Origin of the sequence: Paenibacillus sp. UNC496MF (assembly GCF_900113915.1) — a bacterium.
In the GTDB taxonomy this organism is placed as follows: Bacteria; Bacillota; Bacilli; order Paenibacillales; family Paenibacillaceae; genus Paenibacillus_Z; species Paenibacillus_Z artemisiicola.
The window spans coordinates 146,918-169,750 of record NZ_FORE01000013.1 but is presented as its reverse complement, the minus strand read 5'-3'; the positions used below and the strand labels follow the sequence as shown (position 1 = coordinate 169,750).

Genomic DNA, 22,833 nt, shown 5'->3' with positions numbered 1-22,833 from the left:
CGACCATCTTACGAAAAGAGGAATCGCACTTGGCTAAATCCACGCTTATCTTGCAACGCACGGCCGCTCTTCTCGCGGCCTCCATGCTTCTGACGGCGCCGCTCGGCGGCACCGGCGAAGCGGCCGGCTCCGCCGGCGAACCGCTGTCGGCCGGTCTGCCGAATCCTTCGCTCGGCAAGCCGGTAACGGCGCAGCTGCTCGCGCTGATGGCCGCCGGCGGCGGCGGCGCGACGGCGGGCGCCGCGAAGGAGCCCGCCGTCGTCGACCCCGGCATCGACACGTCTTCGAAGGCGGACGTCAACGTCATCGTGCAGCTGAGCGAGCCGCCCGCCGCCGCCGCCCGGCACGCCTCCGAGCTGGCGCGCGGCTCCTTCTCGGCCGAATCGGCCGAGCGCGCGGTGAACGCGGAGCAGTCGACCTTCGTGTCCGCCGCGGCCGGCAAGGGCATCGACCTTAACGTGAACTACAAGTACGACACGGTGCTGAACGGCATGGAAGTGACCGTACCCGCGGACCGGATTCCGCAGCTCGCGGCCATGGGCGGCGTGAAGTCCATCAGCAAGAACCTGACGTATCGCGCGATCCCGCTGCCGCCAGCCGCTTCCGCGGAAGAGGTCGCGGCGGATCCGAACTTCGATATCGATCCCATCCGCCAGGTCGGCGCCGACGCCGCCTGGGCGAAGGGAATGACGGGCAAAGGGCTGAAGGTCGGCGTCATCGATACGGGCGTCGACTACGACCACCCGGATCTGAAAGGCGCCTACAAGGGCGGATACGACTCCGTCAACAAGGATTACGATCCGTACGAGGACGTGCCGAACCCCAGCTTCGGCTTCGCGGGCTCCGAGCACGGCACCCACGTTTCCGGGACGATCGTCGGCCGCGCGGCCAATCCGAACGCGGAGACGGTGCAGAAGGGGATCGCGTACGAAGCCGACCTGTACGCGTACAAGGTGCTCGGCGCCAAGATGAATCCGCAGACGCTCGAGGTCGACGTTACCGGCACCTCCGCGCAGGTCATCGACGGCATCGAGCACGCGATCAAGGATCATATGGACGTCATTAACCTGTCCTTGGGGTCGGATGGCGAGAAGAGCCCGACTTCGCCCGATTCCATCGCCGTCAACAACGCCGTCCTTGCGGGCGTGACCGCCGTCGTGGCGAGCGGCAACGCCGCCGATTCGGGGCCGTATTATTATTCCATGGGCTCGCCGGCAAGCGCGCAGCTGGCGATTTCCGTCGCCGCGGCGACGAGCGTCAGCAGCCATTACGGCGGCAGCTTCGCCGATTCGCTGACGGCGGAGCATCCGGCCTATTCGCTCGACGCCATGGCGTGGCCGCTCGGCGGCAGCGATTTTTCCGCCGAGCTGGGCACGGAACCGCTGGACGCCGCGTACGTCGGCCTCGGGGCGGACGCGGATTACGCGACGGACGTAGCGGGCAAGGTCGTGCTCGTCTCGCGGGGCACGCTGGCGTTCGTGGACAAGATCAAGACCGCCATGCAGCGCGGGGCGAAAGCCATTATTATTTTCAACGGCAACGCGCTGAAGGACGACGCGGCCGCGGCCGACCTGTCCGAGCATGTCGAGGACCGGGACGGCAAGATCGGCTCCGCCGCCTTCCTCGGCGAGAACAGCGACTACATCCCCGCCTTCGACATGTCCGGCGCCGAAGGCCGCGCGCTGGCCCGGCGAATTCTCGATTCCGCCGGCGCGGGGACCCCGCTGCGGTTCACGTTCGGCGCTGATTTCCCGGAAACCGTCGTGCCGGGCGACACGATCGCGGAATTCAGCTCCCGCGGCCCGAACTCCGACGGCAACTACGGCATTAAGCCCGATATCAGCGCGCCGGGCGTGAACATCCGCTCGACCGTGCCGGCTTACGGCGAGATCGATTACGGCATCGAGCCGCGGCCCGATTACGACACCGCCTATTACCGGCTCAGCGGCACGAGCATGGCGTCCCCGCACGTCGCGGGCCTCGCGCTGCTCATGAAGCAGGAGCATCCCGGCTGGTCCCCGCGCGACGTGCGCGCGGCGCTCGCCAATACGGCGGATACGCTGCACGACCTCGGCGGGACGCAGTACGACGTCTACTCGCAAGGCGCCGGACGGGCGAACGCGGCGAACGCCGTCCTGACGCCGGCCGTCGTCGAAGCGACGGATCCGATCAAGGTCTACGACGAGAAGATGAACGAGAAGATCATCGAGAGCGAGGCGAGCAGTCTCAGCTTCGGCGCGATCGAACCGGCGGCCGAGCCGGTCGTCAAGCCGCTTCGGTTGAAGAACCTGTCGGACGCGCCGGTGACGTACGCGGCTTCCGTCGTGCTCCATCCGAGCGTCACGTCGGATCCGCACGATCCGGTGCCGACGCCGGACGTCGGCAATCTCGTCATGACGCTCGGCGGGCTCGGCGAAGGCGATACCGTAACGGCGGAAGCCGGGGCCAGCCAAGCCTTCACGCTGTCGGCGAAGGCCGCGGACGGCGCGGCGCAAGGCGTGTACGAAGGCGAAGTCCGGCTGACGGCCGAAGGGCTGCCGACGCTGCACCTGCCGTTCGCCGTTCACGTCGGCGACGACGCCGGGGACAACGATTTCGCCTTGAAGGATTTCGCGTTGTCGGGCCAGCGGATCGTACCGGGCGCGCCGATCGACGCGACGGCGACCCTGCTCGACGGTTCCATGAACTACGCCGAGGTCGACGTGTTCAACCTCGATCAGGAATACGTGGGCACGCTGGCCTTCACGAACAGCCTCGACGAAGCGGGGCAGACGCGTCTGCCGTTCGGAGCCGGTCCGATCAGGTTCGAGAAGCTGGACGGCAGCTATCATGCGGACGGAGACGTCGACGAATACGGGTTCGACGTCGTCGGGCAGCTGCCCGAAGGCCAGTACATGATTTCGCTGGTGGTCGCGCATATCAACGAACAAAACGATGCCGATGCCTTCCAGTCGCTCGGCTCGATGGTGTACGTGCAGGAAGACGCGGACGACGGCGGGTCTACTCCGGGCGATCCGGGAGACCCCGGCAATCCGGGCAATCCAGGCAATCCTGGCAACCCGTCCGATCCGGGTCAAGGCGGCGGAGCGCCTCCGGCCGGCGGGCCGGATAACGGCGATTCCCTGCCTCCGGTTACGCTGGCGGCCGTTGCCGCGGCGAACCAGGACGTCATTGCCTTGACGGGCAGCGCCGCCGCAAGCGACGGGAGGACGGTCGTTACCGTCGCGGACGACGCGCTCCGGCAGGCGCTGGGCCAAGCGCAGGGCAAGCCGGCCGTCTTCGGCATCGACGCCGGGAACGGCGCGGAGCGCGGAGCGGGCGCCCGCCTGACGCTGACCGCCGGGCAGACGAAGCTGCTCGCGTCCGCGCCGGCCGGCAGCGCCTTCGCGTTCGCCTGGAACGGGGCGTCGGTCGCGATTCCGCTTGCGGCGCTGAAGGACGAGGCCGGCCTCGCGGTCGACATCGCGCCCGCCGCGGACGGCAAGCCGCTGTTCGCCGCCGACTTTCCGGATGCGGCCGTGCTCGGCACGCCGTATTCGTTCGCGGCGTATTCGCTCGCGGACGGCAAGGAGACGCCGCTGGCGCCGGCTCCGGATCAGACGGTCCGCAAGGCGTTCGCGCTGGACGCGGGCATCGACGCCGGCCGCGCCGGCGCGCTGTACGCGGACGGGGGCCATGCTTATCCGGTTCCGGCCGCGTTCAAGAAGGCGGCGGACGGACGCACGATCGTGACCGTCGCGCGTCCGGGCTTCTCGACGTATGCCGTCGCCGAACGGCGCGCGTCGTTCGCGGACGCGAAGACGTCCTGGGCGGCCGAAGCGATTCAAACGCTCGCGGACAAGTTCCTGCTGAACGGGACCTCCGCGGCGGCGTTCTCGCCGAAGAGCGCCGTCACGCGCGCGCAGCTCGCGTCGATGCTGGTCAACGCGGCCGGCTTGGACAAGGACGCGCCGAAGGCGCCGTTCGCCGACGTCAAAGGCACGGAATGGTTCGCGCGGGACGTGGCCGCGGCGTATGCGGCCGGCCTGATCACGGGCAGCGGCGGCGCGTTCCGTCCGAACGACGCGGTTTCGCGCCAAGACCTGACCGTGATGCTGGCGAGAGCCATGAAGCTGCTTGGCGTAGGGCCGGCGGCCGGCGCTCCGAATCGTCCTTACGCGGACGCTTCGTCGTTCGGCGCGTACGCGCAAGCCAGCATCGACGCCGTGACCGCGGCCGGCTTGATGCAGGGAAGCGAACGGCAGGGCCGGTTCTACTTCGACCCGGCTCGGCCGACCACGCGCGAAGCGGCCGCGAAAGTGCTCTACCAATTGCTTTCGGCCGCGAGCCTTATTTGACGCGAGGCTTGCCGACCGGACGATAATCGGCCTGCCGCGCCAAGCGAAAGCCCTCTATCCGGAACGCGGATAGGGGGCTTTTCGCCGCGGCGCGCGCGGGGGCGAGCGGCCTTCGATCGGCGCTCGGCGCCGGACCGGCGCGTGCAAATAATCCGGCCGATTCGGTAAATCTTCTTCGCCGCCCGGCTTCTATAATAGAATCGATTAGCCGAAAGTGACCCCAAGCGAAGGAGCGCGAGCGCCATGCATCATCGAATCGAACGCAGGCCGCCGGAAAGGCGGAGCGGCAAGCGAACGCGGAGCTCCGGGGCGAAGGCGGCCGCGCGAGCGAAAGGGGCGGCGAGGCGATGAACCGTTCGGATGCGGAGCCCGGGCTCTATCAATGCGGGTACGTCGAACCGGCGTCCGACGGCTCCGTCCCTTGGGACGGCGTCGCGCCCGCCCTGCTGACGGACGTCGTGACGGGGGCCGTCCCGGCGCTGCGGACGACCGTGCAGGCTTGCTGGACCGGGAGCGACCTCTGGTTCCGGTTCGCATGCGAGGACGACCATGTCGTCGCGACGATGAGCAAACATGACGACCCCCTGTACGAAGAGGACGTCGTGGAATTGTTCCTGGACGAGCACGGGACGGGCACGACGTATTACGAGCTCGAGGTCAGCCCGCGGAACGTCGTGTTCGACGCGCGGATCCGCAACGATCTGCGGGGGGCGAAGAAGATCGAGCCGGAGTGGCACGCCGCCGGCATGGCGACGGCCGTCCGCGAAGACGGCGCGCTCCGGATCTACGAGATCCGGCTGCCGCTCGCGAACTTCGGCCGGCTGCCGGAGGCCGGCACGGCATGGCGCTGGAACGCTTACCGGATCGACGAAGACCGGTCGGGCGAGCGCCGCTATTGGGCTTGGCGCCCGACGGGAGCCGTGGACTACCACGTCCCGCAGCGCTTCGGCACGCTGCTCTTCGCGGGCGGACCGGACAAGAACGAGGAGGCCTAACGGATATGAACGAGAACGAATCGAAGCTTGAACTGCGGTGCGTCAGCTCGCTCGCGAAGGTATTCGCCGACGAGCCCTTGCGCGAAGCGCCTTATCGGCGGGCGAGCGCGCTGGAGAACGAGGTCGCGTCCTTCCAGGTCGCTTACCGCTCGGACGCGCTGATCAAAGGCATGCGGGTATCCGTCCGCGCGGACATCGAGGCCGATATTACGCTCCGGGCGGTCGGCTTGGCGCCGTCCGAGCTGCCGGTCTACGCGGATCACGACGACGGCGTCCTGCGAACGGCCCCGGGCCTGTATCCCGATCCGCTGTTCGAGCTGCCGGACGGGGCCGGCGCGGCGGCGCTTCCCGGCCAATGGCGCTCCGTCTGGGTGACGGTCGAGCCGCGCGCCGGCGTGCGGCCGGGCGTTCATGCGATCGCGGTCGCCTTCGCGACGGCGGAGGGCGAGCCGCTCGGGGAGACGGATTTCGAGCTCGACATTGTCCCGCTGCGGCTGCCGGAGCAGCAGCTGCTGCATACGGAATGGTTCCATGCCGATTGCCTGGCGACCCATTACGGCGTCGACGCGTTCAGCGAGCGGCACTGGGAAATCGTCGGCCGCTACGTCCGCACCGCGGCGAGGCACGGCATGAACGTGATCCTGACGCCGATCTTCACGCCGCCGCTCGATACGCGGGTCGGCGGGGAACGGCCGACCGTCCAGCTCGTCGACGTCCGCGCCGAGGCGGACGGAAGCTACCGGTTCGGCTTTGCCAGGCTGGAGCGGTGGGTGGCGCTGTGCCGGCGCGAAGGGATCGAGCGCTTCGAATTCTCGCATCTGTTCACGCAGTGGGGGGCGAAGCACGCGCCCAAGATCGTGGCCGACGTCGGCGGCGAGGAGCGGCGGATCTTCGGCTGGGAGACGGACGCGGGCGGCGGGGCGTACGAAGCGTTCCTGCGGCAGTTCGTGCCCGCGCTGCTGGCATGGATCGAAGCGAACGGCCTGCAGGACCGCTGTCTGTTCCACGTCTCGGACGAACCGTCGCTTCGGGATATCGACGCGTATGCGCGCGCGAGCCGGCTGGTCGGCGAGCTGCTGGGGGACTACCCGGTCATCGACGCGCTGTCGGATTTCGCGTTCTACGAGAAGGGGCTGGTCAAGAACCCGATCCCGGCCAGCAACCATATCGAGCCGTTTCTAGATCACGGGGTCGAAGGCTTGTGGACGTATTATTGCTGCGGGCAGTACAAGGAGGTCGCGAATCGCTTCTTCAGCATGCCTTCCGCGCGCAACCGGATCTTAGGCGTCCAGCTGTACAAATTCGATCTCGCGGGCTTCCTGCACTGGGGCTTCAACTTCTGGTACGCGCAGTACTCGGTCGGCCCGATCGATCCGTACCGGGTCACGGACGCGAGCCTCGCGTTTCCTTCGGGCGACGCCTTCCTCGTCTACCCGGGGGCGGACGGCGGGCCGGTGGAGTCAATCCGGCTCGAAGTGCTCCGCGAAGCGCTGCAGGACGCGAGGGCGCTCCGGCTGCTGGAGGAGAAGCGCGGCCGGGAATTCGTCATCGCGGGCTTGGAGGAAGGGCTGGACGAGCCGATTACGTTCAGCCGCTATCCGCGGGACGCCGCCTGGCTGCTCGCCAAGCGGGAATGGGTGAACGCGAAGCTGATGGAGCGGGCGTAGCCTCTTGGAACGAAAAGACGAAACAAGCCTTGGCGGCCCATCGGCCGTCAAGGCTTGTTGTTTGATCCGGATCATCCGGATGCTTCAGGAGGCGCTTCGCCGGGCGGATTGCCGGCTGCGGACGGTTGCGCGTCCGCCGGTCCGTTCTGGTTTTGACCGTCCTGATGCCTTGCGCGTTCGCGCTGCCCGCAGGCTGCCCGCCTTGCTTGCCCGACGCCCCGACCCGCCTTGCGCCGCTGGCCGTCGAGCGGCGGCATGGGAATGGCGGATCGGAAAAATTCTATCCTGCGCCGCGTTCGTTCGTTGGCGCCCCCGGCCCCGTCCCCTATAATGAGAGGGAATGGGCATTGCGAGACGGAGACGAAAGGAGCTGCGGCATGCTGCTCGAAGTGATTGCATTGACGCCGGAGGACGCGGCGATCGCCGCCGCGCACGGGGCGGACCGCGTCGAGTTCGTCTCGGCGATGGAGGAAGGCGGGCTGACGCCGGCGGTCGCGGACGTCGAGGAAGCCGCGGCGATCGCGGCGATTCCCGTGCACGCGATGATCCGCCCCCACAGCCGATCGTTCGACTACGACGAGGCGGATATGGCGCGCATGATCCGCGATATGCGGGCGCTGCGGCTGGCGGGCGCCGCCGCGTTCGTGCTCGGGACGCTGACCCCGGCGCGCACGGTCGACGAGGAGAAGCTGAAGCGGCTGCTCGACGCGGCGGACGGGCTGCCCGTCACGTTCCACCGGGCGTTCGACGAGACACGCGACTTGGAAGAGGCTTACGAGACGCTGGCACGGTACCCGTTGATCCGCGCGGTGCTGACGTCCGGCGGCATGCCGAGCGTCCTGGAGGCGGGGCGAGAGATCGCCCGGCTGGTCCGGCTCGCGGGCGCCGCGGGGCCGGCCGTCATGGCCGGCAGCGGGCTGACGCCGGAGACGGCGGCCGGCTTCGCGCGGGAGACGGGCGTCCGCGCCGTGCATTTCGGCTCCGGCGTGCGCCGGGGCGGCCGGCAGGCGGAGCCGCTGGATCCGGCGCGCCTGAGGGCGGTACGCGCGGCGCTGGACGGGCAGGCGGACGCCGGGCGGTGAAGTAGCCGGACCGGCTCGCGCCTCGCGAGCCGCGAAGCCGGCGCGACCGACTGCCGGCAAGCTTTCGCCGCCGGCCGGGCCGGATGGTACAATATAAGCGTGCCGTTCCACGCGAACGGGCGCTTGTTGTCATGACAGGGGAGAAAGCGAAGTGACATTCGTGGAGCAAGGCGAGCAATTGACCGTGCGGGACGTGCTGGCGCGGCCGGCGTTCCGGCACGCGTATCTCGCGGCGGGCCGGGCGGGCCTCGGCCGCCCCGTCCGCTGGGTGCATATCATTGAGGTGATCCGCTTCGACCAGCTGCTGCAGGGCGGGGAAATGATCCTGACGACGGGAGCCGCGTTCAAGAACGACACCGCGGCGTTCCTGACCTACCTCGACCAGCTGGTCCGGTGCGAGGCGGCGTGCCTGTGCATCGAGATGGGCCATCACGTCAGCAGCGTGCCGGACGAATGGCTGCGCGCGGCGGAAGCGGTCGGCCTGCCGGTCATCGTCTTCCCGCGGAGCGTGCGGTTTATCGATATCACGCAAGACATTCACGCCTATCGCATCAATCAGCATCATCGCGCGCTGCAGGAGCTGGAGAAGACGTCCCGCGCCTTTCACCGCCTGACGCTGGCGTCGCAGGGCGTGGGCCGGGTGCTCGAGCTGCTGCGCGACAGCGCGCGGGCGTCGGTCATCTATGTGCCGCAGGACGGGCCGCCGAAGTTCGTGCCGCCCGTCCCGGAGCGGGAGGCGGAAGCGTGGCTAGGCTTTCTCGCCGACTGGCGAAGCCGCGCCTCGGACTCGGGCGGCACGGCCGGCGAACCGGATGCCGCGGAGGCGCCCGCGGTGGCGGAGCATGCCGGACGGAGCGTCGTCATCCAGCCCGTCGGCGCCATGGGGAAGACGTGGGCGCATCTGCTGCTCGCGCTCGGCCGCAAACCGCAGGAATACGAGTTTTTGATTCTCGATTCGGCGTCGTTGTCCATCGCGCAGGACCTGCTGCGCACGCGGTACGTGGAGGAGCGCCGGCTCTATTCGGAGACGCTGTGGGTCGACGACCTGCTGCATTTGCGCCTCCGCGACGAGGAGCAGGTCAAGCTGCTGGCCGGCGGCGCTTACCGGCAGCTGAACGAGCTGGCGTACCGGGTCGTCGTCATCGAATTCGGTGACGGGTCCGCCGCCCCCGCTTCCGGCTTCTCGGACGACGGGACGGAATCGGCCGGCATTCATCTCTCGCTTGCCGTGCGCACGGTGTTCGAGGGGCAGACGTTCCATCCGCTCATGACGCTGAAGAACGGCCGGCTCGTCGTCATCGCGTTCGACAAGGCGCCGAAGCGGCCGGTCAAGGAGCGGCTGCGGCAGGCGCTCGTCGCGCTCGGGCAGCTGAAGGCGGCGGGGGACGCGCGGCTGTCGGCGGGCGTCGGCCGTCAGGGCCGCGGGCTGCTGCAGGCCCACGTTAGCTACCAGGAAGCGCTTCAGGCGTTGTCGCTCGCGCCGATTTTACGGACGGATCCGGTGTTTTTCGACGAGATCGGGGTATTCCATCTGCTGTTCCATATCGCGGACAAGGGCGTGCTGGATTCGTTCGTGCGGACGTACTTGGGGCCGATTCTCGACCATGACGAGGCGAAAGGCAGCGACCTGCTGCGCACGCTGAAAGTGTACCTCGATTGCGACGGCTCGAAGCGGCTCGCGGCGGAGCGGCTGTTCATCGTCCGGCAGTCACTTTACTACCGGCTGGAGAAGATCGAAGAGCTGCTCGGCGCGGACTACATGGAGCCCGAGAAGCGTCTCGCCCTGCAGGCCGGCATCCGGGCGTACCAGCTCCTGCGGCCGGACGCGCCGCCGTAAGGGGTAAAAATCGCGGACCAAACGTTGGACATTTTGTCTAATGGAACCTCTCTCCCGCCGGCTTATAGTGGAGACATCGAGACGATGACGAGAGAGGGGCGGACGCGCAATGTTGATCGGCGTACCCAAAGAAATCAAAAATAACGAGTTCCGCGTCGGCATGACGCCGGGAGCCGTGCTGTCCTATGCGAAAGCCGGGCACGAGGTGCGGGTGGAAACGGGAGCCGGCGCGGGCATCGGCTTCGCGGACGAGGTTTACGCCGCGGCGGGCGCAACGATCGCGGCGAACGCGGCGGAAGCGTGGGCGGCCGACATGGTCGTCAAGGTGAAGGAGCCGCTGCCGGAGGAATACGGCTATTTCCGGGAAGGCCTCATTCTGTACGCGTACTTGCATCTTGCGCCGGAAGCCGGGCTGACGCGCGCGCTGATCGAAAGTGGCGTGACCGCGATCGCGTACGAGACGATCCAGCCGGACAACGGAAGTCTGCCGCTCTTGACGCCGATGAGCGAGGTGGCGGGCCGCATGTCCGTGCAGATCGGCGCCCGTTTCCTGGAGAAGGCGAACGGCGGCAAAGGCGTATTGCTCGGCGGCGTGCCGGGCGTCGAGCCGGGCAAGGTCACGATCATCGGCGGCGGCATCGTCGGGTCCAACGCGGCGCAGATGGCCGTCGGGCTGGGCGCCGACGCGACGATCCTCGACTTGAATCCCGACCGGCTGCGCCAGCTCGACGAACGGTTCCAAGGCCGGGTGAAGACGCTCATGTCGAATCCGTACAACATCGCCGAAGCCGTCCGCCGCGCGGACCTCGTGGTCGGCGCCGTGCTCATTCCCGGCGCGCGGGCGCCGCGGCTCGTGACGGAAGAGATGGTCCGGGCGATGAGCCCCGGCAGCGTCATCGTCGACGTGGCGATCGATCAAGGCGGCTCCATCGCGACGATCGACCGCATCACGACGCACGACGAGCCGACCTACGTGAAGCACGGCGTCGTCCACTACGCCGTCGCGAACATGCCGGGCGCCGTGGCGCGCACGTCGACGCTGGCGCTGGCCAACGCGACGACGCCGTACGGGCTGCGGATTGCCGGCAAAGGCTGGGCGCAGGCCGCGCTGGACGACAAGGCGATCGCGCGGGGCGTCAACGCCGCCGCCGGGCGGGTGACGTACAAGGCCGTCGCCGACGCGCACGGGCTTGCGCACGCGGACGTGTACGCGCTGCTGCGGTAGGCGTCCGCGCGGGGCGGGCCTTACGGCTATGCGCGATAGGCGCGGGCCGATCGCGCGCCGGGACAGCCGGGCGCGATGGGGCGCGGTAGCGCGCTGCGCGCGCGGAGGCGCCGAAGCAGCTGGAGCGCGAAGCGGCCGGCGTAATGGCTCGCCGGTTCGCCGGGCGACGAAGCGGCCAACGCCGCAATTGTCCGACGGACTCGCTGGCGAGGCGCATGGTCCGCGAAGCGGTTGGGTCCGCTGGGCGAGGCGCTCGTCGCGCGAAGCGGCCTCGCCGCTTCGGTGCAATGCAGGTTTGCGGCGGCCGCGACTTACAATCGAACAAAGCCTCCGATTCCCATAGATGGCGCCGGAGGCGTTTTGACGTTCGCGGGAGCGTGGCGGGGCGACGTTGAGACAGGCAAAAGAAAACTGGCAGCCGAAGGAGTCGAATGCGGACAGGAGAGCCGCTATTTGCGCCGATTCATCGATTTCGCCGCTTTCGCGGACATAGATGCCGTTATTTAGCCGGACAGGCTGCGTTTACGTAGCGAGATAGGCAATTAGCGTCTCTCCTGGCCGCGAAATCGCGAAAAGACGGGTTTTTGGCCAAATAACGGAACGTGTGTCCGCGAAAAATATGGATTGGCTAGGTGATCACGCAGGAGGTAGAGTCGCGTCCTCGCCGCCGCGCTCTGCCGTGCGCGAACATCTCGCGCCGCGCCTTCCCACGCGCGAGCAACCCGCGCCGCGCCCTCGCCGTCGCGCCCGCCCCCGCGCGAGCAACCCGAGCCGCGCCCCCGCCGCCGCGTCTGCCCCCGCGCGAGCAATTCGCGCCGCCGCGCCCCTCGCTCATCTCCCCGCCCCCGCGCCCTGACTCTGTTTCGCGTACTGCTTCGGCAGCAGGCCGACCTTCTTCTTGAAGATGCGCAGGAAGCCGGAGTAGTCGTTGAAGCCCGCGTCCATGCAGGCGTCGGTCACGCTGCGCCCTTCCTTCAGCAGCTTCTTGGCGAGCGAGATCCGTTTGTACAGGATGTACTCGTGAATCGTGCTGCCGGTATGTTTCTTGAACAGCCGGCTCAAATGGAACCGGCTGACGAAGAACAACCCCTCGAGCCGCTCGAGCGACAGGTCGTCGGCGAGATGCCGGTCGAGGTAGTCGAGCACCGGCACGAGCCGCGGCGGCAGGTCCAGCCCTTTGTCCTTCTCCAGCGTCTTGTAGAAGCACCGCTGCACCAGCGCCAGAATTTCCAGCAGGCAGCCGAGCTTGACGAGCGGCGCTTCGGGGTACGGCTCCCGCATCAGGTTCGCGTATTTGGCGAACAGCCCCGACAGCTCGGCCTGCTCCTGCGCGTTCAGCTTGATCTTGTTCAGCTCGCCCGGCGGCCGGTCGTAGAAGCAGCGCAGCAGCCGCGTCCGGTCCGTCTCGAACAGCGCGATCAGCGCCGGGTCGAACTCGATCGTCACCCGTTCGTACAGCGCGTCCGTCGTCAGCGCGGGCTTGTGGATTTCGTGCTCGTTCGTGATGATCAGGTCGCCGAGCCGGAGCGGGTAAACGGTTTTGTCCACGAAGTAGCGGACGTCCCCATGGATCAGAAAGAAGATTTCGCAGCCCCGGTGCAGATGAAAATGCACGTTGAACGGCGGGACCCGCGCCGCATGAAGGAATTTGACATGGTCGTCGATCCGTTCGACGTAACTGCCCAGCATCCGATTCGCCTCCCCGCAACATGAGCAAGAATGTCCATTTCCAAGGCAATTTCGTCAAGGAACTCGTACCTGCAATGATATAGGATGAAGGGGAGGAGTTCAATCGAAGAAAGGCGGGAGGACAAGCGAATGAACGCGACCAACGTCAAAATCGGCCTCGTCGGCATCGGCGGGATCGGGCAGCATCACGTCAATTATTTGAGCGATATGGACAACGTCGAGCTCGTCGGCGTTTGCGACACGGACCGGGAGAAGGCCGACCGGACGGCCAAGGAGCGCGGGACGGCGGCGTATTACGACGCCGTGGACCTGCTCGAGCGGTCGGGCCTCGACTTGATCATCATCGCGGTACCGCATTACGATCATCCGGCCATTGCGATGGAAGCGTTTAAACGGGGCGTCCACGTCCTGTGCGAGAAGCCGATCGCGGTTCACGTGAACGCCGCGAACGCGATGATCCGGGCGTACGAGGAAGCGAAGGAGACGCACCCCGGCCTGCAGTTCGCCATCATGTTCCAGGAGCGGACGCTGCCGTTCTACGCCAAGCTGAAGGAGCTGCTGGCCGCCGGGACGCTGGGCAAGCTGACGCGCGCCACGTGGATCCATACCAAGTGGTTCCGCTCGCAGGCGTATTACGACAGCGGCGGCTGGCGCGCGACGTGGGCCGGCGAGGGCGGCGGCATCCTGACCAACCAATGCCCGCATACGCTCGACATGTACCAGTGGCTGTTCGGGCTGCCGGAAGCGATCACGGGCCATGCGCATATCGGCAAGTACCACGACATCGAGGTCGAGGACGAGGTCACGGCGTATTTCGAGCACGCGAACGGCATGATCGGCCATCTCGTCGTCACGACGGCGGAGCTGCCGGGGACCAACCGGCTCGAGATCGTCGGGGATCTCGGCAAGCTGCTGCTCGAGAACGGCAAGCTGCTGCATTACCGCTACCCGCAGTCCATGCTCGCGTTCTCCCGGGAGACGGACCAGCGCTTCGCCGAGTGGACGATCGAGCCGGAGGAAATCGCGGTCGACGAGAGCGCCCCGAACGGGCACCGCGTCGTCACGCAGCGCCTGGTCGACCGGCTGCTGGGCAAGGACGCGGCATTGATCGCGGAAGGTCCGGAAGGACTGGGCTCGTTGACCTTGGCGAACGGCATCATGCTGTCCGCGTTCCGGAAGCGGACCGAGCCGGTGCCGATCGACGGCGACGCGTTCCAGGCCGAGCTCGAGGAACGGATCCGCGCGTCGGGCTTCGTGAAGAAGGCCGCGCGCGCGCAGGACGCAAGCGAGGACATGTCGACTTCCTTCGGGAAGACCAACTAGGAGGAATGACGATGGCTGCCGTAATCTTGACCTGCTTCGCCGACGAAATCTCGCACGATCTGGAGGAACAGCTGGACGTGCTGGCGCAGGAAGGGCTGTCCCATATCGAGCTGCGGAACGTCTGGGGCAAAAACGTCCTCGACCTGACGGCGGAGGAGCTCGCCGAGATCCGCCGGATCTCGGAGGCGCGCGGCTTCGGCGTCTCCTCGATCGCTTCGCCGATCGGCAAGTATGCCGCCTCCGACGATTTCGCGCCGCAGCTGGACGCCCTGGACCGGGCGATCGCCGCCGCGAAGGCGCTCGGGACGCGCTACATCCGGCTCTTCTCGTACTATCCGCCGGAGGGCGCGCGGCCGGAGGACTGCCGGGACGAGGCGCTGAGCCGGATGAAGCGGCTGGCGGACGCCGCGGCGCCGCACGGCGTCACGCTCGTGCTGGAGAACGACAGCGGGCTGTACGGCTCGACCGACGACCGCTGCCTGGATATCCTGCGCCACTGCGGCTCGGAGGCGCTCCGGCTGGCGTTCGATCCCGGCAATTTCGTCATGGAGGGCGTCCGGCCGATGACGGAGGCGTACCCGAAGCTGGCCCCCTACGTCGCGTACGTGCACGTCAAGGACGCATCGGCCGAGCCGAAGATGTTCGTGCCCGCCGGCGCGGGCGACGGCCAGCTTCCGGAGCTGCTGGAGGCGCTCCGCGCGCGGAGCTTCGACGGCTTCCTGTCGGTGGAGCCCCATCTCCACCGCTACCTGCCGTTCGCCAGCGATCCGAAGCGCGTCGTGACCGCGGTCCGCGCGCTCCAATCGCTGCTCGCGCAGGCGGGCATGAAGTGGGCGTGAATTTACAGTTTACACATAAAGACCGAATCGGGTTTCCGAGGCGGTCTTTTTTCTATTTTCTGGAAGAAAAGTCCGGCGAATTTACAATTCGTTAGGGTTCGATTAACGCAGCAGAAACACAGAATCCCTATTCTATTGATGTGGGAACGGTCTCATATGGGAACGGTCTCACAGCGAGAAAGGACGTGCATCCTTGGACAATCCGACGATAAAAGAAATCGCCATCCGCGCGGGCGTCTCCAAATCCACCGTCTCGCGGATCATCTCCGGCAAAGGCTATTCCAGCCCGGAAGCGCGCGACAAGGTGCTGGAAGTGATCGAGGAGCTGCAGTACAAGCCCAACGCGGTCGCGCGGGCGATGGTCTCGCAGCGCACGCACAACATCGGCGTCCTGCTGTACCGGCAGGAGCTTCCGATCGCGTCGCATCCGTTCTACGGCAAGATCGTCGACGCGATTCTGCTCGAAGCGGCGCGCCTCAACTATTCGGTCTTCGTCACGACGGACCGGGACATGTCGTACCGCTCGGCCGACTTCATGATGGAGAAGCGCGTGGACGGGCTCATCCTCATCAGCCGGCTGCAGCAGAACGTCATCGACTACATTACGAACTTCGGCGTGCCCTACGTCATGGTGAACGGCTCGACGGACGTCGGCGGCGTGATCCACATCGTCAACCAGGACGAGGCGGGCGGGCGCATGGCCGCCGAGCATCTCACGGGAATCGGCCACGAGCGCATCTTCGTCATCGCGGGACCGCAGCCGCACCGCAGCCATCATTCGCGGCTGAAAGGCTTCCGCGCCTTCATGGAGGAGGCCGGCAAGCCCGTCGGCGAGACGTCGGTCCGCTTCGCGGAGACGTCGACCTTCGGCGAAGGCTACGAGCTCATGAGCCGCCACTTCGGCCCGTTCCGGTCGGGCCGGCATACGGCGGTCTTCGCGACCAACGACATGCTCGCGCTCGGCGCCATGAAATTCCTGCTGGAGCAGGGGACGCGCATCCCGGAGCAGGCCGCCGTCGTCGGCTTCGACGACGTCGACTTCGCGGCGATGTTCTCGCCGTCGCTGACCACGGTCCGCGTGGACACGTGGGAAATGGGCACCGGCGCCGTCCGGCTGCTCGACGAGCTGATCCGGCACGAGCCGGACGTGGCGCATCCCGGGCAGCTGATGCCGCGGCTCGTCGTCCGGCAATCGACCGGCGGCGCCCGCTAAACCGAAGTTCCGCGCGGCCCCGGCATCCGCGGCGCCTATCGTCCGCGGTCCGGCCGGCAAGCGTTCGCCGCATACGCAATCCCTTATTTCCGAAAGGAGCGTCACCCGTTCATGCGTTGGTATCTCAAAGCGATCGGCACCCGCAAGATCGTCGAGTTCATCGTGCTCGCGCTCTTCGTCGTCTTCTTCCTGGGACCGCTGCTCAATCTGGCCATCCTGGCCTTCACCGGCAAATGGTCCTATCCCGACGTCCTGCCGCATCAATGGTCGCTGAAATGGTGGTCGTTCGTCTTCAAGCAGGAAGACATTCCGCAGTCCATCGGCCTCTCGTTCCTGATCGCCGCCATCGTGACGGCCTTGTCCATCGCGCTGTGCGTCCCGGCGGCGTACGCGTTCGCCCGGATCCGCTTCCCGCTCAGCCGGTTCTTCCTGTTCTCGTTCCTGCTGACGCACGCCTTCCCGAAGATGGGCCTGTACGTCTCGATCGCGGTGCTCTTCTACAAGCTCGGTCTCATGAACACGCTGCTCGGCGTCGTCCTCATCCATATGATCAACGTGCTCATGTTCATGACGTGGATTCCGACCGCCGCCTTCCGCAACGTGCACCGGGCGCAGGAGGAATCGGCGCGGGACGTCGGCGCCGGCCCGTTCCGGGTGTTCTTGAAGATCACCCTGCCGATGGCCATGCCGGGCATCGTCGTCGCGTCGGTGTTCACGTTCCTGAACTCGCTCGACGAGGCGCAGGGGACGTTCCTGGTCGGCATTCCCAACTACAAGACGATGCCGATCGTCATGTACTCCATCATCAGCGATTATCCGGCCTACGCCGGCGCGGTCTTTTCCATCATCCTGACGGCCCCGACGATCATCCTGCTGCTCGCCGCCAAGCGGTTCGTGAGCGCGGACGTCATGTCGAGCGGCTTTCAGCTCAAATAATCCGGGACGCGTCCCGGCCTTAAGGAGGCGCAAATGGACATTCAGCTTTCGGTTCAACAATTGGCGAAACGGTACCACACCGGCGAAGGCGTCAAGTCGATCTCACTCGACGTGCGCAAAGGCGAGCTGGTCACGCTGCTCGGGCCGTCCGGCTGCGGCAAGACCACCGTGCTGCGCAGCATCGGCGGCTTTCTCGAGCCGGATTCCGGCGACATTCTCATCGAGGGGACGAGCGTGCTGAAGGCGCCGCCGGAGAAGCGCCCGACCTCCATGGTGTTTCAAGGCTACAATCTATGGCCGCACATGACGGTGTTCGACAACCTGGCATTCGGTCTTAAAATACGCAAGATGAAGAAGCCCGACATCCGCAAGGCGGTGGACGACGTGCTGGAGCTGGTTCGCCTGCCGGGCGCGGAGATGAAGTTTCCCTCCGAGCTCTCCGGCGGCCAGCAGCAGCGCATCGCGCTGGCGCGGTCCCTGCTGCTGAAGCCCGCCGTGCTGCTGCTGGACGAGCCGTTCTCCGCGCTCGACGCCAAGCTGCGCCACGAGATGCGGGAGGAGCTGCGGGAGATTCAAGCCGAGACCGGCCTCACGATGGTCTTCGTCACCCACGACCAGGAAGAGGCGCTGTCGATCTCGGACCGCATCGTCGTCATGAACCACGGCCACATCGAGCAGATCGCCACGCCGCAAGAGATTTACGACCGGCCGGACACGCTGTTCGTCGCGCAATTCATCGGCAAAATGAACTTCTTGAAAGGGGTGGTTTCGGAAGGGCAAATCCGCGCAGGGAAGTTGACGTTTCCGAATCCGAAGCAATTGTCCGGCAAGGTGCGGCTCGCCGTCCGGCCGGAGGACGTCGTCCTGGACGGCCGCGAGGAAGACGGCCTGACGGGCAGCGTCAAACAGATCATGGTGCTCGGCCATTACGCCGAGGTCACGGTCCAATTGCCGGAGCACGGCGTGATCCGCGCGTTCCAGCCGCGGGACGCCGTCAAGGAGCTGAACTCCGGCGACCGCATCGACGTCGGCTTCAAGAAAGTGCTCGCTTATCCGGAAGACCAGGCCTGATTCACCCCAAATCACGATTATGCCAAGGAGGCACTTATCCATGTTTCGTACCAAATCCGCTCTTACGGTCATGACTTTGACGACCCTGTCCGCCGCGCTGCTGGCCGGCTGCGGCAGCAACGGCAACAACGCCGCGAATAACGGCGCGGCGAACGGCAGCGCGGCGAACGCCGGCGCGACGAACGGCGGCACCGCGAACGCCGGCGGCAACGCGGCGCAGACGGACGCTTCCGGCAAGCCGGTCGAATTCAACTTCTACTTCACGGGCTCCGAGAACGTGAAGAACCTGTGGGACACGATCGTGCCGATGTTCGAGAAGGATCATCCGAACGTCAAGGTCAACGAAGTGTACATCCCGTCCGGCACGGGCGCGCAGCCGACGTACGACCGGATCCTCGCGGCGAAGAAGGCGGGCAAAGGCTCCGGCGGCATCGACCTGTACGAGGACGGCCTGTCCAACGTCACCCAAGGCCAGAAGGACGATCTGTGGGAAACGCTCGATCCGGCCAAAATCGCGAACCTCGCTTCCGTCGACGCCGCCACGCTGACGGACGTGGCCAACCTGGCCATTCCGTACCGTTCGTCCGCCGTCGTGCTCGCGTACAACAGCGACAAGGTCAAGACGCCTCCGAAGTCGCTCGACGAGCTGTTCGCGTGGATCAAGGCCAACCCGGAGCGCTTCGCTTACAACGACCCGTCCACGGGCGGCGCGGGCAGCTCGTTCGTCACGACGACGCTGTACGACAAGCTGCCGGAGGACGCGATCCACAACGACGATCCGAGCATCGAGCAGCAGTGGGACAAAGGCTTTCAGACGCTGAAGGATCTGGGCAAGTACATGTACGGCAAAGGCATCTATCCGAAGAAAAACCAAGGCACGCTCGACCTGCTCATCAGCGGCGAGGTGGACATGATCCCGGCTTGGTCGGACATGGCGCTCGAGCAAATCGGCAACGGCCAGCTGCCGGACACGACCAAAATCTCGCAAATCACCCCGGGCTTCAACGGCGGTCCGACGTACCTGATGGTGCCGAAGCTGTCCGACAAGAAGGACGCGGTCAACGAATTCCTGAATTTCGTGCTGTCGCCTGACGCGCAAGCCGTCGTGGTAACCAAAATGCACGGCTTCCCGGGCATCAAGCTGTCGAACATGCCGCAGGACATCCAGGATTCCTTCAAAGGCGTGGCGGAAGGCTTCCGGACGTTCAACATCGGCGACCTCGGCAATGAAATCAACAAACGCTGGCAGAGCGACGTAGCGGCGCAATGAGCAAACCGGTAAAAATGGGGATACTGGGCCTGGTTCTGGTCATCCCCTCTTTTCTTCTGCTGTTCGTCACCGTTGTCGTGCCGATCTTCGTCTCGCTCAAGGAAAGCCTGACGAACGAGGAAGGCGGCTACGACCTGTCGAATTATAAATTCTTGTTCACGGACAAACTGATGCGCGCCAACATCGTCTTCACGCTGGAAGTCACGGTGATCTCGGTCGTGATCGTGCTGATCGTCAGCTACGTGCTGGCGGCGTACATGCGGTTCAACAAAGGCCGGCTGGTGGCTTGGATCCGCAACATGTACATGATCCCGATGTTCATCCCGTCCGTCATCGCGACCTACGGCTTGATTCAGCTGCTCGGCAACCACGGCTGGCTGTCCCGCTGGGTGCTGCTGCTCGGCGGCGGCGACATTCCGCGCATTATTTTCGATATCAAGGGCATCATCATCGCCCAGCTGTGGTTCAACATCCCGTTCACGACGATGCTGCTCGGCTCCGCCATGTCGGGCGTGCCGGACGCGGTCATCGAGAGCGCGAAGGACGTGGGCGCGGGCCGGCTCCGCTTGTTCGTGCGGTTCATTCTGCCGCTGACCTACAAGACGCTGCTCGTGGCGGTCACGTTCGTCTTCATGGGCGTCATCGGCTCGTTCACGGCGCCGTTCCTGCTCGGACCGAACGCGCCGCAGATGCTGGGCGTGTCGATGGAGCAGATCTTCGGCGTCTTCCAGGAGAAGCAGCAGGCGTCGGCGCTGGCGTTCTTCACGTTCATGCTCTGCTCCGTCATGGGCTACTTCTACATTCGCAGCATGATCAAGGACGAGGGGGCGCGTTCCGCATGACGCGCCTGCTGTTGGAAGCCGAAGGAACGGCGGGCTTCGTCTGTTCCAAGACGCATATCACGTACGCCTTTCAGCTCGACCGGCCCGGAGGCGCGCTGCGCCTCGATTTCGCCTACGAGCCGAAGAACCTCGAGGACCGCGAGCGGGCGAAGATCCTGATCGCGGAAGGCGTGGAGAGGTACACGGAGCCGGCGCAGCGGGAGCTGGTCATGGGCCGCTGGGAATCGTTCCTGCCGCTGAAAAATCTGATTACCCTCTCCGTCGACGATCCGTCCGGGCATCGCGGCGCGGGCCATCGCCACGATCCCGAGCAGCGGCTGTTCATCGGCGCTTCGGACGCGTCGCCGGGCTTCGCCGCGGGCGAGCTGGCCGCGGGCTTGTGGCGCGTCACGCTGAGCCTGCACGCGATCGTGACGGAGAGCTGCCGCTACCGGCTGCGAATTCATCACGAGGAGGCTTGACGATCATGCGCTGGATGGCATGCGAACTGCACAGCCATACGTTTCATAGCGACGGCCGGCAGTCCCTGTCCGAGCTTGCGCGCGGCGCGAAGGCGCTCGGCTTCGAGTGCGTCGCGCTGACCGACCATAATACGATGACGGGCCTGCTAGGCAAAGAGGACGTCGAACGGGAGACAGGCGTCGCGATTATCTCCGGCATGGAGTGGACGACGTTCTTCGGCCATATGGTCACGATCGGGCTCACCGATTTCGTGGATTGGCGTCCCGCGGGGCCGGGCGACATCGACGCGGGGATCGCGCGGGTCCATGCCGCCGGCGGCATCGCGGGCATGGCGCATCCGTTCCGCATCGGAAGCCCGATGTGCACGGGCTGCTTCTGGGAGTTCGAGCTTCGAGATTGGGAAGCGCTGGATTATATCGAGGTCTGGTCGGGCACGTTCCCGTCGATCAAGACGGACAACGCCCGCGCTTTCCGGTTGTGGACGGACAAGCTGAACGAAGGGTACCGGATCGCGGCGACGTCCGGCCGGGACTGGCACGCGCAGGAAGCGACGGACGATCCCGTCTCGGTCACGTACCTGCTGCTGGACGAGGGCGAAGGCTCCCCGACGGAGCAGGCGGTGCGCGCGCTCGCCGCGGGCCGGGCCGCGGTCACGATGGGTCCGCTGCTGACGCTGGAGCTGCGTTCGGAGCCGGCGCGTTACCGGATCGGCGACCGCGTGCCGAAGGAGGCGCGCGGCTGGCGGTACGAGGCCGTCGCGTCCGTGGATTTCGAGGCCAGGAACGGACTGTGGGCATTCCCCGACGCGGGGTACGAGGTCATCCTGACGAGCAATGCGGGACCGCTCGGCGAGCTGCGCGCGAAGCCGTCCCAGCGCGATTACCGCTTCGATATTCCGGGCGGCGCGCTGACATGGATCCGGGCGGAACTGCGGGGCACGGTCCGCGGCGCGCGGACGACGATCGCGTTCACGAACGCGATTTATGCGGACGCCGAGTAGGCCGCCTGCGCGGAGGGTATAAAAGCAGGAGCGGGTTTTGGCAGAGGAACAGGAATAGGAATAGCATTAGCAGCGAGAATCGAGAAGGCCGCGAAGGCCGTCCGACCGAAAGGAGTCGATCGACATGAATCGCCGGTTTCCGTTAGTAACGGCGCATGCCGGATGCATGGGCATCGCGGCGCATACGCTGCGTTCGGTGCGCGCCGGCCTGGAGCTGGGCGCCGACGTGGCGGAGGAGGACATCCGCGTCACGAGAGACGGCGTCGCCGTCCTGGCGCACGACGACGAGCTGCCGACCGCCGACGGGCCGATTGCCAGCGTCGCGGGGATGACGTACGCGGAATTGAGCGGGCTTCGGCTGCCCGCGGACCAGGGCGCGCGGGAAGGCGGGGAGCCGGAGACGTTTCGGCTGCTGAAGCTGGAAGACATCCTGCCGCTCATTCAGACTTCGGGCAAGGTCATCAATCTGGACCTGAAGGTCGACGAGGCGATCGAGCCCGCGGCCGCGCTCGTCCGGAAGTTCGGCCTGGAGGACCGCGCGTTCTATTCCGGCTGCCAGCGCGATCGCGCGCTGCTGGCCCGGAAGCTGGAGCCGGCGCTGCGCCGGATGCTGAACGCGGACGTCGAGCTGTTCAAGACGATGCCGTACGACGAGGCCATGGCCATGACCCGCGAGGACGCGCTCGCGGCCGGGTGCTACGGCATCAACGTCTATCACGGCATCGTGACGAAGGCGTTCGTCGATTACGCCGGCGAGCGCGGGCTGCCGGTCTACGTCTGGACCGTCGAAGACGAAGCGCTCATGCGCCGGTACGCGGATTGGGGCGTCGGCTCGATTACGTCGCGGGACGTGGAGACGCTGCTCCGCGCGAAGCGCGAATGGACGGCGCCGGACGCGTAGTCGCAAGCGGAACACGAACGCGAGCAACAGCCTTGGACCCACACAGGTCCGGAGCTGCCGCTCGCGTTTTTTTGGCGCGTCCGGATTCGGATTTACTATGCAAAGCTTAGCTTATGCTTACGAAGTGAATTTTGCTGTGCTGCG

The 22,833-nt window shown here is 66.2% G+C and carries 17 protein-coding genes; 16 read left to right on the top strand and 1 reads right to left on the bottom strand.

The features are described 5' to 3' along the window. The first annotated feature begins 29 nt into the window (after positions 1-29). The 6 genes from BMZ79_RS35520 to ald all read left to right on the top strand — a co-directional run bounded on the left by BMZ79_RS35520 (position 30) and on the right by ald (position 11,143). A complete protein-coding gene (locus BMZ79_RS35520; RefSeq protein WP_090644822.1) occupies positions 30-4,337 on the top strand; it encodes a S8 family serine peptidase in 4,308 nt (1,435 codons plus the stop codon). A 347-nt stretch (positions 4,338-4,684) separates the two neighbouring features. Next, entirely contained in the window at positions 4,685-5,332 is a 648-nt protein-coding gene (locus BMZ79_RS23785; protein WP_090644820.1) for a carbohydrate-binding family 9-like protein, read from the top strand. 5 nt (positions 5,333-5,337) lie between these two features. Further along, positions 5,338-6,999, top strand: coding sequence for a DUF4091 domain-containing protein (locus BMZ79_RS23780; protein WP_090644817.1), 1,662 nt, complete (start codon positions 5,338-5,340; stop codon positions 6,997-6,999). A 377-nt stretch (positions 7,000-7,376) separates the two neighbouring features. Further along, positions 7,377-8,081 carry a copper homeostasis protein CutC gene (locus BMZ79_RS23775; protein WP_090644814.1) on the top strand — a complete coding sequence of 235 codons (705 nt, stop codon included), beginning with the start codon at positions 7,377-7,379 and terminating at the stop codon, positions 8,079-8,081. Between the two features lie 151 nt (positions 8,082-8,232). Continuing rightward, positions 8,233-9,918 (top strand): PucR family transcriptional regulator, encoded by a 1,686-nt coding sequence (locus BMZ79_RS23770; RefSeq protein WP_256253060.1) that lies wholly within the window; start codon positions 8,233-8,235, stop codon positions 9,916-9,918. A 109-nt stretch (positions 9,919-10,027) separates the two neighbouring features. Further along, entirely contained in the window at positions 10,028-11,143 is a 1,116-nt protein-coding gene (gene ald / locus BMZ79_RS23765; protein ID WP_090644812.1) for an alanine dehydrogenase, read from the top strand. Between the two features lie 831 nt (positions 11,144-11,974). Here ald and BMZ79_RS23755 read toward each other — a convergent pair. Next, positions 11,975-12,832, bottom strand: a complete 858-nt coding sequence (locus BMZ79_RS23755) for an AraC family transcriptional regulator (protein ID WP_090644808.1) — start codon at positions 12,830-12,832, stop codon at positions 11,975-11,977. Positions 12,833-12,961: 129 nt separating this feature from the next. Between BMZ79_RS23755 and BMZ79_RS23750 the strand changes: the two genes are divergently transcribed. The 10 genes from BMZ79_RS23750 to BMZ79_RS23705 all read left to right on the top strand — a co-directional run bounded on the left by BMZ79_RS23750 (position 12,962) and on the right by BMZ79_RS23705 (position 22,689). Continuing rightward, entirely contained in the window at positions 12,962-14,155 is a 1,194-nt protein-coding gene (locus BMZ79_RS23750) for a Gfo/Idh/MocA family protein (RefSeq protein WP_177222294.1), read from the top strand. Positions 14,156-14,166: 11 nt separating this feature from the next. Continuing rightward, the gene (locus BMZ79_RS23745; protein WP_090644803.1) at positions 14,167-14,994 is read left to right on the top strand and encodes a sugar phosphate isomerase/epimerase family protein; all 828 of its coding nucleotides are present in this window, start codon (positions 14,167-14,169) and stop codon (positions 14,992-14,994) included. Between the two features lie 193 nt (positions 14,995-15,187). Continuing rightward, complete coding sequence (locus BMZ79_RS23740) at positions 15,188-16,207, top strand: LacI family DNA-binding transcriptional regulator (protein WP_090644800.1); 1,020 nt, start codon at positions 15,188-15,190, stop codon at positions 16,205-16,207. Between the two features lie 111 nt (positions 16,208-16,318). After that, the gene (locus tag BMZ79_RS23735; RefSeq protein WP_090644797.1) at positions 16,319-17,143 is read left to right on the top strand and encodes an ABC transporter permease; all 825 of its coding nucleotides are present in this window, start codon (positions 16,319-16,321) and stop codon (positions 17,141-17,143) included. A 33-nt stretch (positions 17,144-17,176) separates the two neighbouring features. Continuing rightward, positions 17,177-18,214: an ABC transporter ATP-binding protein gene (locus BMZ79_RS23730; RefSeq protein ID WP_090644794.1), complete on the top strand. Its 1,038-nt coding sequence runs from the start codon at positions 17,177-17,179 to the stop codon at positions 18,212-18,214. Between the two features lie 40 nt (positions 18,215-18,254). Beyond that, entirely contained in the window at positions 18,255-19,484 is a 1,230-nt protein-coding gene (locus BMZ79_RS23725) for an extracellular solute-binding protein (protein ID WP_090644792.1), read from the top strand. Continuing rightward, positions 19,481-20,326, top strand: a complete 846-nt coding sequence (locus tag BMZ79_RS23720) for an ABC transporter permease (protein WP_090644789.1) — start codon at positions 19,481-19,483, stop codon at positions 20,324-20,326. The genes BMZ79_RS23725 and BMZ79_RS23720 overlap by 4 nt, the downstream gene beginning before the upstream one ends. Next, positions 20,323-20,787 (top strand): hypothetical protein, encoded by a 465-nt coding sequence (locus BMZ79_RS23715; RefSeq protein ID WP_090644787.1) that lies wholly within the window; start codon positions 20,323-20,325, stop codon positions 20,785-20,787. The genes BMZ79_RS23720 and BMZ79_RS23715 overlap by 4 nt, the downstream gene beginning before the upstream one ends. A gap of 5 nt (positions 20,788-20,792) precedes the next feature. Next, positions 20,793-21,788 carry a CehA/McbA family metallohydrolase gene (locus BMZ79_RS23710; protein WP_090644784.1) on the top strand — a complete coding sequence of 332 codons (996 nt, stop codon included), beginning with the start codon at positions 20,793-20,795 and terminating at the stop codon, positions 21,786-21,788. Positions 21,789-21,912: 124 nt separating this feature from the next. Next, entirely contained in the window at positions 21,913-22,689 is a 777-nt protein-coding gene (locus tag BMZ79_RS23705) for a glycerophosphodiester phosphodiesterase (RefSeq protein ID WP_090644781.1), read from the top strand. Positions 22,690-22,833 lie beyond the last annotated feature (144 nt).